Below are 16,062 nucleotides of genomic sequence, written 5' to 3' on the forward strand. Positions count from 1 at the left end.
CAGCGATGGAAAATATAACAAAGATCAAATCGCTATTTGCAAACAGCTGGGTGCAAGGCGCAATCCCAACCGGCTTGCTTGTATTGCTCATCGTGATCGTCGAATTGGCTTCGCCCGGCTTCCTTACGGGCGAGACTTTGGCGTTGCTGCTGTCAAACACCGCAGTGCTATTCATTCTGGCAACGGGCGTTACCTTCGTCATCCTGATCGGCGGCATTGATCTTTCGATTCAGGCCGTCGCCTCGCTGGCCAGCGTTATTCTCGCTCAACTTTTGCCTTCAATGGGTTTTGCGGCCTTTCCCGTTGCCATTCTTTCCGGGCTGGGTTTTGGCTTATTGAGCGGAATCGTACACGTCCGGCTACGAGTTCCATCATTCGTCGCCACGCTGGCAACCGGCGGCGTTGTTGCCGGTATCGCGCTGTGGATTGCCAATGGCCGGGCCATCACGATTGAAGAAGCAGGCCGCGTCAATACGATCTGGATCAACGAGACTGTTGTCGGGGTGCCGGTCGTGGTTCTTCTTGCTATTGCCGTAGGCTTGATCAGCTTTCTGATCCTGCGATACACCCGCTTTGGTCGCTACAGCTTTGCCGTTGGAGCCGGCGAATCTGCTGCCTATGCAGCGGGTATCAACGTTGATCGTACGAAGGTCATCGCCTTCGCGATTTCTGGCACACTGGCTGCAATTGCTGGTGTCATTCTGGCATCACGCCTGTCCAGCGGTTCACCAAGCCTCGCCAACCAACTGCTCCTACCCGCCATTGCCGCAGTTATTGTCGGCGGAACGGCAATCACTGGCGGATTGGGTGGTGTCGGGCGAACTGCAGTCGGCGCACTGATCATTTCTATCGTCCGTATCGGAATGACATTTGTCGGCGTCAATATATTTGCTGAGAACGTGATTTTCGGTGCTGTTTTGATCGGTGCCGTCGCCATCACAATCGACCGCAGCAAGATCGCGATAATCAAATGATGCAGCCTAACGCATTTTGTATTCATAACGTGGCGGGCCACATACCCCAAAGGCATACGCGGCCCGCCGGAGCGCCATTATTGCATTGTGTCGAGCCCAACAAGTTCGATCTTGTAGCCGTCAGGATCTTCCACAAAGGCAATATGTGTGGTTCCGTGCAACATAGGGCCGGGCTTGCGGGGAATGCTTGCCCCCTGTTTTTCAAGCGCATCGCAAACAGCGTAAATATCGTTCACTCCGAGAGCCAAGTGGCCAAATCCGCTGCCTATCTGATAGGGCTCTGCCTGATCCCAATTATGTGTAAGTTCCACCACTGTATTGTTCTCTTCCGGCCCATAGCCGACAAATGCCAGCGTAAACTTGCCACCTGGAAAATCCTCCTTGCGAAGAAGCTTCATTCCCAGAAGTTCGGTATAAAATTTGATCGACCTGTCCAGATCGAACACCCGGATCATGGTGTGCATCATGCGAAATCCGTTGTCAGCACTCATCTTGCTTTTCCTCCTGTGAAGCATGGGTTTCATTGCGATTCTAGACATCCAACTGGCGGGAAAAACCTGCATCAGCCTGATGGTACAAATCTTACTTGTATGATAACACGGTAACAGTGATAGTTGTCTACAGAATTATGCCCGGAGACAGTTTTTATGAATGCCTTACCTCCCACCCGTAAAAAATCGCTTGCTGCACTTGCCAGCACGATGCCGGAGGGAACGTTACTCACGACTGATGAGGATATGGAGCGGTATTGCCGGGACTGGTCTGGCGACCATTTCGGAACGCCCCTTGCTGTTGCACGCCCGGAGAGCACCGCAGAAGTTTCCAGTTTGCTGCGATACTGTCACGAGAACGGTATCGCTGTTGTCCCACAAGGTGGGCTTACTGGACTTGTCGGTGCAGCAGTAGCTGCGCCCGGGGGCAATGAACTCGTTGTCTCGCTTGAACGAATGAACAAAATTCGTTCAATCAGTCCGATCGACTTTGCAATGATTGTTGAGGCCGGCTGCATTCTCGAAGATGCAAAACGAGCGGCGGAAGTAAGTGATTGTATTTTGCCAATCACTTTTGGTGCCCAAGGCAGTTGCCGGATTGGTGGAAATGTTGCGACCAATGCAGGCGGTTTCAACGTACTGCGCTACGGTATGACCCGCGACTTGGTGCTCGGGCTTGAAGTCGTCCTGAGTGACGGACGGATATGGAACGGATTGAAAATACTGCGCAAAGACAATCGCGGTTATGACCTCAAGCAGATGTTCATCGGCAGTGAAGGAACCTTGGGTATCATCACGGCAGCCTCGTTGAAGCTTTTCCCAAAACCGACACAGGTGGAGACAGCACTCGTTGGACTGCGCTCTGTCGAAGATGCAATGGCTCTTTATGCAAAGGCCCGGCGGGAATGCAGCGATCTTTTGACCGCTTTTGAACTCATCTTGCGCGTGGGTATCGATATTGCACTGAAGGCCCGTCCCGACTTTATCGATCCGCTTACAGAACCATACCCCGTTTACGTTCTAATCGAAGCCTCCGCCGGCGGAAGGATTGATTTGGCTGCTGTCTTGCAGGACTTCTTGCAAGATGCAGGCGATCTCATTCAGGATGGTGTTCTTGCAACCAGCCGCGCACAAGCGGACAGGTTGTGGTTGCTACGGGAAACACTTGTCGAATCCCAGGGCAATGGCGGGCGATATTTACGGACAGATGTTTCCGTACCGATATCAAAGCTTGCAGATTTCGTCACAGACACACTTGAAGCATTGGGAAAGCAATATCCGGAAGTGCTCGCCGTAACTTATGGGCATGTTGGCGACGGCAATCTCCATCTCAACGTCATTCCTCCGAAGGGAAGCAGCCCGGATACCATGGAAATACTGTTTCATCAGACCGAGAAAATTATCTTTGATGTTGTCGATCGCTATGGTGGCTCAATCAGCGCAGAACATGGTATCGGACGCGTCAAGCAACAGGCTTATCTCGATCGCGTAGATGAAGTGACACTGGACATTGCCAGCCGACTCAAGGACGCTTTCGATCCTGGACATATTCTCAGCAATGGGCGCATTCTGCGGCCCGCTGCATTATCGGGTGATCGATGACGCTCAAACTCGACAAAGTCAATCGCGGCCCTCATCTGTCAACGCTGGTGGCAAGCTCCATCTCGCGTGAAATTGTTGAGGGCCGGTTGAAAGCCGGTGACCAGCTACCGACCGAGCAAGCCCTGGCCTCGACTTTCGGCGTTAGCCGGAATGTAGTCAGGGAAGCCATTGCCCGATTGCGTTCAGAAGGTCGGATTTGGTCGCAACAGGGGCGCGGCGCTTTTGTTGCCGATGAAATGAATTCGTCGGTTCTCACTATTGACTATGATGTGTCTCAACAAGGCAATGCTTTCAAAAGCCTTTTTGAATTGCGCAGTGCGCTAGAGGTCAGAGCCGCCGCTTTGGCAGCCAACCGGCGAACACAGCCTGATCTTGACGCCTTGAAACAGAGCCTCTCCCGCATGCAGGACGCTCCCTATGGTAGCGTTGCATGGCTTCAGGCTGATCTGGAATTTCATAGGGCAATCGTTGCTGCAACCAGAAACAGCTATATGGAACAAGTTCTCAGGTTTGTAGCGGAGCGAGTACGAGAAAGCATTCTGGCTTCAGGCAATCAGCAAGGTTCCGATGAAATGGCCAGCACAACCCTTGGTGAACACAACCTTATTTATGCCGCCATTGCTGCAGGCGATGCTGAAGCTGCAGCGCGCGCCATGCAACTGCATCTTGACGGTGCGGCCCAGCGAGTAGGGTTGCCTACTAACACTAACTAATTGACCTCGCTTTGCTTTTTTTACTATCGTGTATTAGCAACATTAATTAGCGTTTTTAATTTTTAATATAGGTCACAAACATAGATGGCGGATAATGAAACGGCTGTTTTCAACACCATCCAGCAAACGCCCAACCTTCGTAGCGGTTTGGTGGATACGCTCATAGCCCAGATTGAATCTGGCGATCTGGCACCCGGACAAAGACTTCCTACCGAACAGGCGATCATGACCGCAACGGGCGTGAGCCGCACAGTCGTGCGAGAAGCTTTGGCTTCGTTGCGTGCCAAGGGATTGATCATCACCCGCCAAGGTCTAGGGGCATTTGTTGCCGATGATCCGCATCCTCGCACTTTCTCCATCATACCCACGGATTTGGAGTCGATTGATGAGGTCCTGCACATCATCGAATTACGTATGGGAATTGAAGTGGAGGCCGCAGGACTGGCTGCCCAGCGCCGTACAGATGAAGATCTTGAGCGAATGGCGGCCCGCATGACAGCGCTGGAGGCATCGATTCTTGATGGCGGCTCCGGAGTCGAAGAAGATTTTGCTTTTCATCGCGCGATACTGGTCGCGACCCATAACTCCTATTACGCCCGGCTTTTCGACACGTTTGGCAGCGTCATGGTACCAAGAATGTGGACAAGGCTGGACACAATGGAGAACCGGGAACGAAAGAAATATATTGCACGTATGCAGCGTGAACATGGCCTCATCTTCAACGCCATTCACGCTGGCGAACCGACTGCCGCACAAAGGGCCATGCGTATCCATCTGAACAAAAGTGCCGCGAGGTTTTTCGAACTCCGCGATCAGGCCATTCAACGCTGAAACTTATGATCCGCGATGATCTCATCAATGACTCTCCGCGAGCTTCCGCCTCCTGGAGAGTTGGTACCGGCCATCCCGGCAAGAATGATCATTGCCTTCCATAATGCCCAACCTCGAGCACGAGCCCAGGTTGCATCATCGAGAGTAAGCTCCTGGCGAAACATCTCGCGGCTTTCGCCACGAAACATCGTCCATGCAATAACCAGATCGCATGCCGGATCGCCAATGCCTGATGTTCCAAAATCAATCACCGCGCTCAGTTCACCTTTGCTGGTCAAAAGATTCCCCCAGCTGACATCTCCATGAAACCAGACTGGCGGGTTTTGCCATTCCGATTTGAGTGCCCTCTCCCATATTTCCCTCGCAATATGGGTATCAATTCTGCCCTCTAGCGTTTTCAGTGCCTGCTGCGTTTGTTCGTCATAAACGGCAAGCTCACCTCCCCGGAAAAAATTATGCTGTCCGGGCAAAGGTCCACCCGCACTATCGATAGCCTGCAGAGCTTTCAGGAACCGCGCCAGCGCACGAGCGAACTGAACTAAATCCGCTATACGTTCAAATTTGGCCGTACCGCCATCAATCCAGCGATAAATCGACCAATGCCATGGATAACCCTCCCCTGGTTTTCCCAGACCCAAAGGCTCCGGAATGGGAAGCGGCAAATTGCGGGCAAGTTTTGGCAGCCAGAACTGTTCTTTTTCCACCTGCTCGGCATAATGCTTGGCACTGGGTAATCGCACCGTCATGTGATCACCAAGGTGGAAAGTTCTGTTATCCCACCCTCCAAACTCAACCGGCTTGATGGCAAGATCAGCCCATTGAGGAAATTGCGCAGCGATCAGGCGCCTCACTAGAGACTGATCTATATTTATGGTCTCCGCAGAGGAGTTCGAAGCGCACATTGCAGAGCCTCCTGGAAATTCTCATTGGCCCCGTAATAACTTCAACAAACGAGCGCAGACAAGTCCAAACCGGATCAGCCTGCCTTGGGGCCGGGCAATATCGTTCACTCCCTATCAATGAGGATGCAATTAAAGATATCAAATAGTTCCTGATTGAACCGCCGCAAAATTGCCTGTTGTTTCTGTCAGCAAGCGTGGGAATCCTTACCTGCTATGGAAGCCGATGTCCGATTTGTTATTGACCAGACGTACACTTTTGACCGCAGCGTTAGGCAGTTCATTATTGGCGGGTATGGGTAAAGCTGAGGCGGAGGTGCCGGATCAGGAAAATCTCTGGCCTGTTTTTGGTAATCCGAAAGGCAGCACTACTATTATAGAGTTTTTCGAATATCAGTGCCCAAACTGCAAAAAACTACACCCTCAATTGGAAAACTTCGTCAGTGAGCACGGCTCAATTCGATTGGTCATGCGAGATTGGCCAATATTCGGTGATGTATCGGTTTATGCCTCAAGAATGGCTTTGGCAGCAGGTTACATCGGCAAGTATGAGCGCGCATTTCATGCACTGATGAAAATACCGGGCCGCCTTACATTGAAGCGCGTCGACGAGACTTTGCGATCTGCCGGAATTGATACCGATCAGGCCAGAGATGCCCTGGAATTCAATTTTGATGCGATACAGGGAAGACTTGATCAACATGCAGCACAAGCAAAAAGCCTGAAACTCGCAGGTACGCCGGCGTTCATTGTTGGGAACAAACTTTATCCCAAAGTGACGAATATAGACGAGCTCCGTGCTGCGATAGAATCATAAGCTGAACAAGCCGCTGACCCAATAGAACGCTGCGGAAATCAAAGCCGCAGCAGGCATGGTTACAACCCATGCAATGACGATGTTTCCTGCAAGACCCCACCTGACTGCAGAGACACGGCGGGCAGCACCTACACCGATAATTGCACCTGTAATCGTATGTGTTGTCGAAACTGGAATGCCCAGCCAGGTTGCTCCGAAAAGGGTAATCGCGCCACCGGTCTCCGCACAGAAACCTTGCATTGGATTGAGCCGTGTTATCTTTGAACCCATCGTATGAACGATGCGCCAGCCGCCACACAATGTACCAAGCGCCATGGCCGACTGGCAGCTGATGACGACCCAGAATGGTACGCTGAATTCCTGACCAAGATAGCCTTGTGAAAACAGAAGAACAGCAATGATGCCCATCGTCTTTTGCGCGTCATTGCCGCCGTGCCCCAGCGAGTAAAGCGAGGCGGACACAAATTGCAGCCAGCGGAATTTTCGGTCGACAGCAAAGGGTGTCTGACGGACGGCCGCCCATGACACGACGAGGACAAGAAGCAACGCAAGGAAAAAGCCAATCATCGGTGACATGAAAATCGCGCCAATGGTTTTCAACAGTCCCGACCAGACAATTGCATCGCCTCCGGTTCGAACAAGGCCTGCTCCGACGAGCCCCCCGACCAGCGCATGGGAGGAGCTGGAAGGAATACCGAATATCCAGGTCACGATATTCCAGATAATTGCGCCCATCAGTGCTGCAAAAATCAGGCGCGGTGTCACGATACCCGGATCTATGATGCCCGTTCCAAGTGTCTCGGCGACATGAAGACCGAAAAACATGAAGGCAATAAAATTGAAGAATGCGGCCCAAAGTACTGCATATTGCGGGCGCAGCACACGGGTTGAAACAATTGTTGCAATTGAATTGGCCGCATCATGCAGGCCATTCAAAAAGTCGAAGAACAGCGCGACACCGATAAGGCCGACCAATAGGGGAAAGCTCAACGCAAGATCCATGAGTCCGGTCCTATGGTGAATTACGCTCTAAACGTTTTCGATCACGATGCCGCTGATTTCATCTGCAACATCTTCAAACCGATCAACCACCTTTTCCAGTTCCCCGAATATCTCGCTGCCGATCATATAGGCCATGGGGTCAGTCTTGCCGTATCGCTCGAAGAGTGATTGCAGACCTTCATCATGCAGATCATCAGAAAGGTCTTCAATGCGAACCACTTGCTCTGCAATTGCACTTAACCGCGTTGAATGAGTTCCGACGCGATTAAGCAATGGTATCGCTTCGGCAATCAATTCAGCCGCCTCGACAATCAAGCCGCCCATTTCCTTCATGCGGGGATCAAAACTGGTTTGCTGGAAAAGCTTTATCGTCTTCACGGTTTTGCGCATCATGTCGATGGCATCATCCATCGACTGGATAAGGTCCTTGATATCACCGCGGTCGAAGGGCGTAATGAAACTGCGCCTGACGGCCAGCAAAACCTCTCGGGTAATTTCGTCGGCCTCATCTTCAAGTTCGATGATGCGGGCGCAATGCTGTTGCATATCGCCTTCTTCGGCTAGGAGGGCTTTCATCGAGTTTGCGGCCTCAACAACAACCCGTGAGTGCCGGTCGAAAAGATCGAAGAACCGATCCTCACGGGGCAACAATGCACGAAACCATCTTAACATGATTCAACCTCTGCCTTCGTGCCCATGCCATTGATACAATGTAGTTGCACTAATAATTAGTCGAATAGCATTTGTGAGACAGCGGCACCACGCCAGTTCTTAACGCTGACAGGTTTTTAACTCCCTGCCCGTCAAGTCTCCACAGAAATTACTTCGAGCAGCAGCCTAGGAAAACAATAAAAACATTCTACAAAACTATAATTTCTAGCAAAATTATACTAATCGACAGCGATTTCAGAAACAGTAATAACTCGTGGCACGGAACCGACAGTATTATGGTTGCGCCAGAAATGGAGTACCGCAATGTCAGCCGCAAGCCTTACCCCCGATACCGTAAAACCGCTACCACCATTAGGAGCGCCCGGATTGGCAGCATTGGCAGTTTTGATCATTGGCACGCTCGTCCTTGGATACAGTTATGGCCCGGCACAAGGTGCGCTTTTTCTCGTTGGGGGTGGCCTCGGCATAGCGCTCTATCATGCAGCATTCGGCTTCACATCGGCATGGCGCGTATTCATCGTTGAAGGCCGCGGGCGCGGCTTGCGTGTACAAATGATCCTGCTGGCGCTAGCCGTCATTCTTTTCTTCCCTCCTTTGGCCAACGGCGTCCTTTTCGGAAATGAAGTGAAAGGCTCCGTCTCTCCTGCGGGAATTGGTGTGATTGTTGGCGCGTTCATGTTTGGCATTGGCATGCAACTGGGCGGAGGTTGTGCTTCGGGCACATTGTTTACCGCCGGTGGTGGCAATGCACGCATGCTGGTCACCCTGCTTTTCTTCATTATCGGTTCGGTATTGGCGACCATCAATTTTGATTGGTGGACCAGCCTGCCCTCCCTGCCACCCATCTCGCTGGTACAGAGTTTTGGTGCCGCTGGCGGCATAGCCATTTCGCTCGCACTTTTTCTGGCAGTCGCAGGTATCACTGTTGTCGTCGAAAAGCGGCGTAATGGGACACTGGAAAAAGCCCCACCATCTCCTCGTCAGGGTATTTCGCGCCTTTTGCGCGGCCCTTGGCCGCTCGTTTTGGGCGCTGTTGCGCTGGTCGTTTTGAACTTCGCCACGCTGGCAATTGCTGGCCGTCCATGGGGCGTTACCTCCGCTTTCGCATTGTGGGGCGCGAAAGGTGCGCAGATCATTGGCATTGACCCAACGGCATGGGCTTATTGGCAACTCCCGGGCAACGCCAAGGCACTCGGCCAAAGCGTCTTCGCCGATATCACCTCAGTTATGGATTTCGGGATAATTGCTGGCGCCATGCTGGCTGCAGCATTGGCAGGAAGTTTTGCACCCAGCCTCGACATCCCATTACGCTCGATCGTTGCAGCCATTATCGGCGGATTGCTGCTGGGTTACGGTGCGCGCATCGCCTATGGCTGCAATATCGGCGCTTACTTCTCTGGCATTGCCTCCGGCAGCCTGCATGGCTGGGTGTGGGCAGTGGCTGCTTTTGCCGGCAACATGCTTGGCGTCCAACTTCGCCCATACTTCTTCTTCGAGAAAAAGCTCGTCTCTCGCAAAGACGGTTGAGCCACAGCTGGTTCTCCGTCATGGGCTTTATTTAAACAAATTTCATTCCAAAGATTGCCGTTACCGACACCCGCCGGTAGCGTATCACCTCTAAATATTTGCAACTTTTCCCTTGGAGATTTGGAAATGCAACTCGGTATGATTGGACTGGGCCGTATGGGTAACAATATGACCCAGCGCCTGATGCAGCATGGGCATGAATGCGTTGTTTACGACGCGCGTGCCGAAAGCATAGCGGCGTTGGAGGCTCTGGGTGCCAAAGGAAGCAAATCTCTGGAAGATTTCGTCTCCAAGCTTACCAAGCCGCGGGTTGTGTGGCTTATGCTTCCGGCCGCTATTGTCGATAAGGTTCTGGAACAGTTGGTACCCCTCCTGGAGGAAGATGATATCCTTATTGATGGCGGCAATTCCTACTATCATGACGACATCCGGCGCAGCAAAGCTTTGCAGCCCAAGGGTCTTCACTATGTCGATGTCGGAACCAGCGGCGGCGTCTTTGGACTGGAGCGCGGCTATTGCCTGATGATTGGTGGAGAAAAGGCCACCTTTGAGCACCTCTCACCGATCTTCGCTGCTCTGGCACCCGGCAAGGGTGACGTGCCGGTTACAGAAAGTCGCCCCGCAAATGCGACCGGAACAGCAGATCAGGGATTTCTGCATTGCGGGCCGCATGGTGCCGGACACTTCGTCAAAATGGTCCATAATGGCATCGAATATGGTTTGATGGCTGCCTACGCCGAAGGCTTGAACATTCTACGCAATGCAGACATTGGTATGCGGGATCACGAAGTCGATGCAGAGACCACACCGTTGCAGCATCCGGAACATTATCAATACAAACTGGACCTGCCGGAAATTGCCGAAGTATGGCGTCGTGGCAGCGTCATCAGTTCCTGGTTGCTTGATTTGACCGCTGACGCCCTTCACGGCGACCCTGCTTTGGAAAGTTACGAGGGCCATGTTTCTGATTCCGGCGAAGGTCGCTGGACAGTTATGGCCGCTATTGAAGAGGCCGTCCCGACACCAGTGCTCAGCGCTGCGTTGCAGGAGCGATTCTCTTCACGTGGCAATGCAGACTTCGCCAACAAGATTCTGTCTGCCATGCGCAGTGAGTTTGGCGGCCATAAGGAAAAGCCTCGCGGCTGAACCCGTTCTGATGGAATGCGGGCCGAATAATCCGGCCCGCAATATCCCTCAACCGTGAGCACCTGTTTCACTATCAAGATGCGCCATCTGGGCTTCTGCATAACGCGTGCCTGAAGCAGCGCCTTTAGGAACTGCCGTTTCAATCGCTGATAAGTCATCGGCGCTTAATGTAATATCCAAAGCACCCAGTGACTCTGTCAGTCGATTTCTGCGTCTCGCGCCAATGACCGGGATGATATCCTTACCCTTTGCGGATACCCAAGCGATGGCAATTTGCGCCACTGAAACACCTTTGCTCTCAGCAATCTTTTTGAGAGCCTCGACTAAAGCCAGATTTTTGTCGACATTTTCACCCTGAAACCGCGGGCTATGCGTCCGGAAATCCGTAGGTGCAACAGCATTCTTCTGCCAGTGTCCGCTGATGAGGCCACGTGAAAGCACGCCATAAGCCGTGATGGCGATACCAAGGTCGCGACAGGTCTCAAGAATACCATCCTCAATGCCACGCGAAATCAAAGAATATTCGATCTGCAGATCGACAATAGGATGAACTGCTGCGGCGCGCCTTATCGTCTCTGAACCAACTTCTGATAATCCGATATGCTTGACAAAACCCGCCTTCACCATATCCGCAATCGCACCGATGGTTTCCTCAATCGGTACGTTCGGATCGAGACGTGCAGGGCGATAGACATCAATATAGTCCACACCGAGCCGTTGCAGCGAGTAGGCAAGCGATGTCTTCACCGCTTCCGGCCTGGCATTGAAGCCGATCCAACCAGCACCCGGATCACGCAACGCACCAAACTTCACGCTCAGGACAGCATCCTCGCGCCTTCTGTCCTTCAATGCCTCGGCAATCAGCATTTCATTGTGGCCCATGCCGTAAAAATCACCGGTATCCAGCAAATTAATGCCTGCATCGAGCGCGGCGTGAACTGTGGCAATGCTTTCCGCACGATCCGATGGTCCATACATGCCCGACATGCCCATACAACCCAGACCAAGCTCAGAGACCTGTGGGCCGGTCGCACCAAGTTGACGATATTGCATTGTGGAACTCCATAAAGTTTTCTTCGAGACAAACTGTCGAGCGCCACTGTAAAAGATTTTTGTTTGTGCGATAATCCATTGAAATACGCACAACTTGTTCGTAAAATCGTACAATGACCGATCCTGATCTCTCAGATCTCAGCGCCTTGGTTGCTGTCGCAGAAGCACGTAGTTTTCGCGCAGCAGCGAAAACGCGTGGAGTGTCTGCATCATCCCTTAGCGACGCGATACGCCGCCTGGAAGAGCGGCTTGATGTTCGCCTGTTGAACAGAACGACGCGAAGCGTCACCCCTACAGAGGCCTGCGTTCAATTGCTGGACCGCCTGACTCCGGCAATGGGCGAGATTGCGGGTGCGTTGGATGACTTGAACAGTTTTCGCGATAGCCCGACAGGAACGCTCAAGCTCAATGTACCAATCATTGTTGCACGCAGTATCTTGCCACCTATCGTCAACCGGTTTCTGCTGGCTCATCCGGGAATCACGCTCGACATCCTTGCCAGCGACACGTTCATAGACGTTCTGGCAGCCGGCTTTGATGCTGGCATTCGTTACGATGAAAGCATTGAGCGGGATATGATTGCCATTCCTATTGGACCTCGGTCTCAGCGCTTTGTTCTGGCAGCAGCGCCATCATATCTTGCGACACGCGAAGCACCTGAACATCCGCGCGACATTATAGATCACGCATGTATTCGTCATCGTTTTGCCAGCGGAACTTCGCCCGCCTGGGAGTTCGAAAAAAATGGCAAAGCAGTAAAAATTACACCGAAAGGGCCGCTACTGGCTTCGTCTCTTGAACTTGAATTAGGTGCAGCGATTGCTGGCTTGGGCCTGATATATTCGTTCGAAGAAACCATTGAACCTGCGTTCAAAAGTGGCGATCTCGTTCCGGTTATGCAACCCTGGTGGTTGAGTTTTACCGGGCCAAGGCTTTACTATCCAAGTCGCAACCACATGCCGGTACCGCTTCGTGCATTTGTTGATTTTATCAAGAGCGAGGCAACACGCTCTCTTGCATAGCCAGCATTGGTGTGCGATGACGCGCCTCCCAAATCGAAAGCGCATCCAGCGCCTAAAAACTATCAAAATATAGCAGCACAAGGAGCGCGGCGATGGCTCAGGCGCTGGGTTTTGACTTTGGCACGACCAATACCGTGATGGCATTGGCGGACGGTGCTTCCACACATTCCATGAGGTTTACCAGCCAGGCTGGCGAAGCCGATAGTATGCGTACGGCGCTATCATTCATGAAGGACCCTCTGGCTGGGGTAGCGTCGTTGAAGGTTGAGGCCGGACACGCAGCAATCCGTCAGTTTATCGATCACCCGGGTGAATGCCGATTTCTCCAGTCCATAAAGACATTTGCCGCCAGCGCTTTGTTTCAAGGCACATTGATCTTAGCAAAACGTCAGACATTTGAAGATCTGATGGAGATATTTGTGCGCCGTTTGCGAACCTATGCAGATGAAAGCTGGCCATCAGACATCAGCCGGATTGTGACTGGCCGCCCTGTACATTTTGCCGGAGCAAACCCCAATCCTGATTTGGCGATGGAACGCTATAGTGAGGCTCTTTCCCGCTTTGGATTTCCAGAATTGCATTTTGTCTACGAGCCTGTTGCGGCAGCCTTTTATTTTGCTCAGCACCTGAAAGCCGATGCTACCGTTCTGGTTGCAGATTTTGGTGGTGGCACCACCGACTATTCGATTATCCGTTTTGAAAGCTCTGCCGGAAGGCTCAAAGCGACGCCGGTAGGCTATTCCGGGGTTGGAGTAGCAGGCGACCATTTCGATTATCGTATGATCGATCAGATTGTGGCACCTCAAATCGGCAAAGGGACCTACTTCAAAAGCTTCGATAAGCAGCTTGAAGTGCCCTCTTCCTGGTACGCCAATTTCGGACGTTGGAACCAATTATCGATCTTCAAGACGTCCCGCGAATTCGTCGAATTGAAGAAGCTGGTCCGCAGCAGTCTCGACCCTGACAAACTTGAAACATTCGTTGATCTTGTCGAACACGATGAGGGCTACCCTCTTTATCAGGCAGTATCCGCAACAAAAATCGCTTTATCATCAACCGATGAAGCAGAGTTCCACTTTGCCCCGCTTGGACGTGGCGGGAGGAAGATGATTCAACGTTCAGATTTTGAGAACTGGATTGCAGAGGACCTGCAAAGAATCGAAGGTGCATTGGACGATGTCCTGACAAAAACGAACACTGCACCAAACCAGATCGACAAGGTGTTTCTGACAGGCGGCACTTCCTTCGTCCCTGCTGTCCGCCGTATTTTCACCGAGCGTTTCGACCGGGACAAAATTGAAAGCGGCGGCGAATTGCTATCCATCGCACATGGTCTGGCGCTTATAGGCGAACGCGAAGACATTACCCAATGGACTGTTTAAGAGCCGGACGAAGACCACACTCTATCCATTGGGGATGACAATCGGTCAGGAACCGACTATCGAAACATAATGAACCCGCACAAGCGCTTGGAAAGTCGATACTATGAAGGAAGCGATATCGCTCAAACAACTGACGGCAGCGATCGGAACTGAGATCGGTTGTTCCGAGTGGCGTACAGTCACGCAGGAAATGATCAATCTATTTGCCGACGCGACCGACGATCATCAGTTTATTCATGTCGATCCGGAGCGGGCTGCGAAAGAAACGCCCTTTGGTGGTACGATTGCTCATGGCTTTTTGACCATATCACTACTATCGACTTTGGCCTACGAAGCGCTACCGATGATCGAAGGCGCAACGATGGGCATTAATTACGGCTTTGACAAAGTACGTTTCATGTCGCCCGTCAACACGGGCAGAAGGGTGCGTGCACGCTTCAAACTCGTCGATGCCGATATTCGCCCATCCGGACGTGTGCTCAACAACTACGAAGTGACGCTTGAAGTTGAAAACCTCGTCAAGCCGGCACTCGTTGCCAACTGGTTGACAATTGCTGTGCTTGAGCATCCGCCGGAAATGGACTGAAGCTATCTGGCAATTCTGCCCCCTGCATCGAGCGGAGCGGGTTCGCCGTCATATTCGGTCATGAGCTCGGCAAACATAAACGGCCCCTGCACAAACATTCCCATATCATACGTATTTCTTATCTGTGCGCCTTTGAGAAACAGCAGGTGCATTTTAAAGAAGTTCTTTTTTGCCCGTGCATATCTTGCCGGCTTATGAACATTCTTGAATCTGATCCGCCTTATGGTTGGCGCTACCTTGGGTTTGATCCCAAGCGCGCTGGCCGGATTTGATTTATAGAAATGTATTATATCGGAAATGGCTTGAAACTCGGCCCAAAAGACCGGAGTTTCCTGCATTACAACCCGTATATCTTCTTTCAAACTTACCGCTCTGGGATGCAATGCAATCATCAGGAGGCATGAACCTGCTGCCACCAACGATACCGGTTTGTTTTCCAATAGCTTCGGTTGTGCACGCCAAACATCGGCAATCGCTTCCACTGCTGGAACCGTGCCCAGACTGTGGGAAATGATGAGGACTTCATCAGCATCATTTGTCTGAAGCTTGCGGATCAGGTGATCAGCAAAATCCCGGCGACGTCGAGTTAACTCAATGCTGCGGCCGTGAATTCGGTCGGAAGCGGCAGCCCAGTCATCAAGCAGGTAGGAGAAAAATATCTTCTCACCTGGCCACCTTATAAGGACACGGCATACAACCAATGCGAGTGGAATACTCCACAACATGTGCCACGAATTGAAATCCGCCCAAACAGGTGAAAGACCAATGCCAAGTAGCACCAATGTAATCAGGCATGCCAGAGCAAACGGCCACATGAAGAACAGACAAAAGCGCCAGCTCGTGCGCATATATCGGTAAAAAGTACCTGACAGTAAAATATCAAGAAAGGCCATCAGGCCGGTTGCGAAACGGGTTGTAACATTTCGAGCAGAATAGGCATCGAAAATATCTGCAGTTCCATATTGGCAGAATTCGGTTTCAGTAGACCAATTCTCACCATTGGTTTGAATATGCATGGCTGCAATATCTGGTCCCTCCGGCACCATTGGCCCAGCATGGGTTTTGGCATTCCAAAGCTTATTGAAATCATTCGAGCTGTTAATGTAACGCCCGCGCACAGCATCGGGGTGCAAGCCCTCATAGCCGGTAAAGTTTATAACCAGACGTTTTTTAACAGACATGTATTTCTCTATGCACGCAAACCGCAAATCCGCAGTCGTTCGCGCCTCATCTAAAAAAACGACGGCGTAATTGTGGTTACCGGCGCTACGTGTGTCTGTTTACATGATAACTGTAAAATTGCATCAGCATTGCAGGTGTAAAATCCGGCTTGCTTAAAGCCGCC

At 51.8% G+C, this 16,062-nt stretch carries 16 protein-coding genes; 10 read left to right on the forward strand and 6 right to left on the reverse strand.

Annotation, left to right across the window (positions count from 1 at the left end; translation table 11 throughout):
* The first annotated feature begins 5 nt into the window (after positions 1–5).
* Positions 6–974: an ABC transporter permease gene (locus tag PMI41_RS11005; RefSeq protein ID WP_008124695.1), complete on the forward strand. Its 969-nt coding sequence runs from the start codon at positions 6–8 to the stop codon at positions 972–974.
* A 77-nt stretch (positions 975–1,051) separates the two neighbouring features.
* Here PMI41_RS11005 and gloA read toward each other — a convergent pair whose 3' ends face one another.
* Positions 1,052–1,465 carry a lactoylglutathione lyase gene (gene gloA, locus PMI41_RS11010; protein WP_008124696.1) on the reverse strand — a complete coding sequence of 138 codons (414 nt, stop codon included), beginning with the start codon at positions 1,463–1,465 and terminating at the stop codon, positions 1,052–1,054.
* A gap of 156 nt (positions 1,466–1,621) precedes the next feature.
* Between gloA and PMI41_RS11015 the strand changes: the two genes are divergently transcribed.
* The 3 genes from PMI41_RS11015 to PMI41_RS11025 all read left to right on the forward strand — a co-directional run bounded on the left by PMI41_RS11015 (position 1,622) and on the right by PMI41_RS11025 (position 4,611).
* Positions 1,622–3,067, forward strand: coding sequence for an FAD-binding oxidoreductase (locus PMI41_RS11015; RefSeq protein ID WP_008124697.1), 1,446 nt, complete (start codon positions 1,622–1,624; stop codon positions 3,065–3,067).
* Positions 3,064–3,780 (forward strand): FCD domain-containing protein, encoded by a 717-nt coding sequence (locus PMI41_RS11020; RefSeq protein ID WP_008124698.1) that lies wholly within the window; start codon positions 3,064–3,066, stop codon positions 3,778–3,780. The genes PMI41_RS11015 and PMI41_RS11020 overlap by 4 nt, the downstream gene beginning before the upstream one ends.
* 84 nt (positions 3,781–3,864) lie before the next feature.
* Entirely contained in the window at positions 3,865–4,611 is a 747-nt protein-coding gene (locus PMI41_RS11025) for a FadR/GntR family transcriptional regulator (RefSeq protein ID WP_008124700.1), read from the forward strand.
* On the opposite strand, the gene PMI41_RS11030 is transcribed toward PMI41_RS11025, so the two are convergent.
* Positions 4,602–5,513, reverse strand: coding sequence for an aminoglycoside phosphotransferase family protein (locus PMI41_RS11030; RefSeq protein ID WP_008124703.1), 912 nt, complete (start codon positions 5,511–5,513; stop codon positions 4,602–4,604). The two genes, PMI41_RS11025 and PMI41_RS11030, sit on opposite strands and share 10 nt — an antisense overlap.
* A 223-nt stretch (positions 5,514–5,736) precedes the next feature.
* On the opposite strand from PMI41_RS11030, the gene PMI41_RS11035 reads away from it, so the two are divergent.
* Positions 5,737–6,327 (forward strand): DsbA family protein, encoded by a 591-nt coding sequence (locus PMI41_RS11035; protein WP_008124705.1) that lies wholly within the window; start codon positions 5,737–5,739, stop codon positions 6,325–6,327.
* Here the strand turns inward: PMI41_RS11035 and PMI41_RS11040 are convergent.
* Both PMI41_RS11040 and PMI41_RS11045 read right to left on the reverse strand, forming a co-directional pair.
* On the reverse strand, positions 6,322–7,329 hold the full coding sequence (locus tag PMI41_RS11040; RefSeq protein ID WP_008124706.1) for an inorganic phosphate transporter: 1,008 nt from the start codon (positions 7,327–7,329) through the stop codon (positions 6,322–6,324). The genes PMI41_RS11035 and PMI41_RS11040 overlap by 6 nt on opposite strands.
* Before the next feature lie 27 nt (positions 7,330–7,356).
* Positions 7,357–8,001: a DUF47 domain-containing protein gene (locus PMI41_RS11045; protein ID WP_008124709.1), complete on the reverse strand. Its 645-nt coding sequence runs from the start codon at positions 7,999–8,001 to the stop codon at positions 7,357–7,359.
* A gap of 303 nt (positions 8,002–8,304) precedes the next feature.
* On the opposite strand from PMI41_RS11045, the gene PMI41_RS11050 reads away from it, so the two are divergent.
* Positions 8,305–9,528, forward strand: a complete 1,224-nt coding sequence (locus PMI41_RS11050) for a YeeE/YedE family protein (protein ID WP_008124711.1) — start codon at positions 8,305–8,307, stop codon at positions 9,526–9,528.
* Positions 9,529–9,654: 126 nt separating this feature from the next.
* Complete coding sequence (gene gnd / locus PMI41_RS11055; protein WP_008124714.1) at positions 9,655–10,674, forward strand: phosphogluconate dehydrogenase (NAD(+)-dependent, decarboxylating); 1,020 nt, start codon at positions 9,655–9,657, stop codon at positions 10,672–10,674.
* Between the two features lie 48 nt (positions 10,675–10,722).
* On the opposite strand, the gene PMI41_RS11060 is transcribed toward gnd, so the two are convergent.
* Positions 10,723–11,727, reverse strand: a complete 1,005-nt coding sequence (locus PMI41_RS11060; RefSeq protein WP_008124715.1) for an aldo/keto reductase — start codon at positions 11,725–11,727, stop codon at positions 10,723–10,725.
* Between the two features lie 113 nt (positions 11,728–11,840).
* Here PMI41_RS11060 and PMI41_RS11065 point away from each other — a divergent pair, with 113 nt between their 5' ends.
* The 3 genes from PMI41_RS11065 to PMI41_RS11075 all read left to right on the forward strand — a co-directional run bounded on the left by PMI41_RS11065 (position 11,841) and on the right by PMI41_RS11075 (position 14,717).
* On the forward strand, positions 11,841–12,749 hold the full coding sequence (locus tag PMI41_RS11065; RefSeq protein ID WP_008124717.1) for a LysR family transcriptional regulator: 909 nt from the start codon (positions 11,841–11,843) through the stop codon (positions 12,747–12,749).
* A 92-nt stretch (positions 12,750–12,841) separates the two neighbouring features.
* On the forward strand, positions 12,842–14,131 hold the full coding sequence (locus PMI41_RS11070) for an Hsp70 family protein (protein ID WP_008124719.1): 1,290 nt from the start codon (positions 12,842–12,844) through the stop codon (positions 14,129–14,131).
* Positions 14,132–14,234: 103 nt separating this feature from the next.
* A complete protein-coding gene (locus tag PMI41_RS11075) occupies positions 14,235–14,717 on the forward strand; it encodes a MaoC family dehydratase (RefSeq protein WP_008124721.1) in 483 nt (160 codons plus the stop codon).
* A gap of 2 nt (positions 14,718–14,719) precedes the next feature.
* On the opposite strand, the gene PMI41_RS11080 is transcribed toward PMI41_RS11075, so the two are convergent.
* Complete coding sequence (locus PMI41_RS11080; protein ID WP_008124723.1) at positions 14,720–15,898, reverse strand: hypothetical protein; 1,179 nt, start codon at positions 15,896–15,898, stop codon at positions 14,720–14,722.
* Positions 15,899–16,062 lie beyond the last annotated feature (164 nt).

The organism is Phyllobacterium sp. YR531 (genome assembly GCF_000282595.1).
GTDB lineage: Bacteria > Pseudomonadota > Alphaproteobacteria > Rhizobiales > Rhizobiaceae > Phyllobacterium.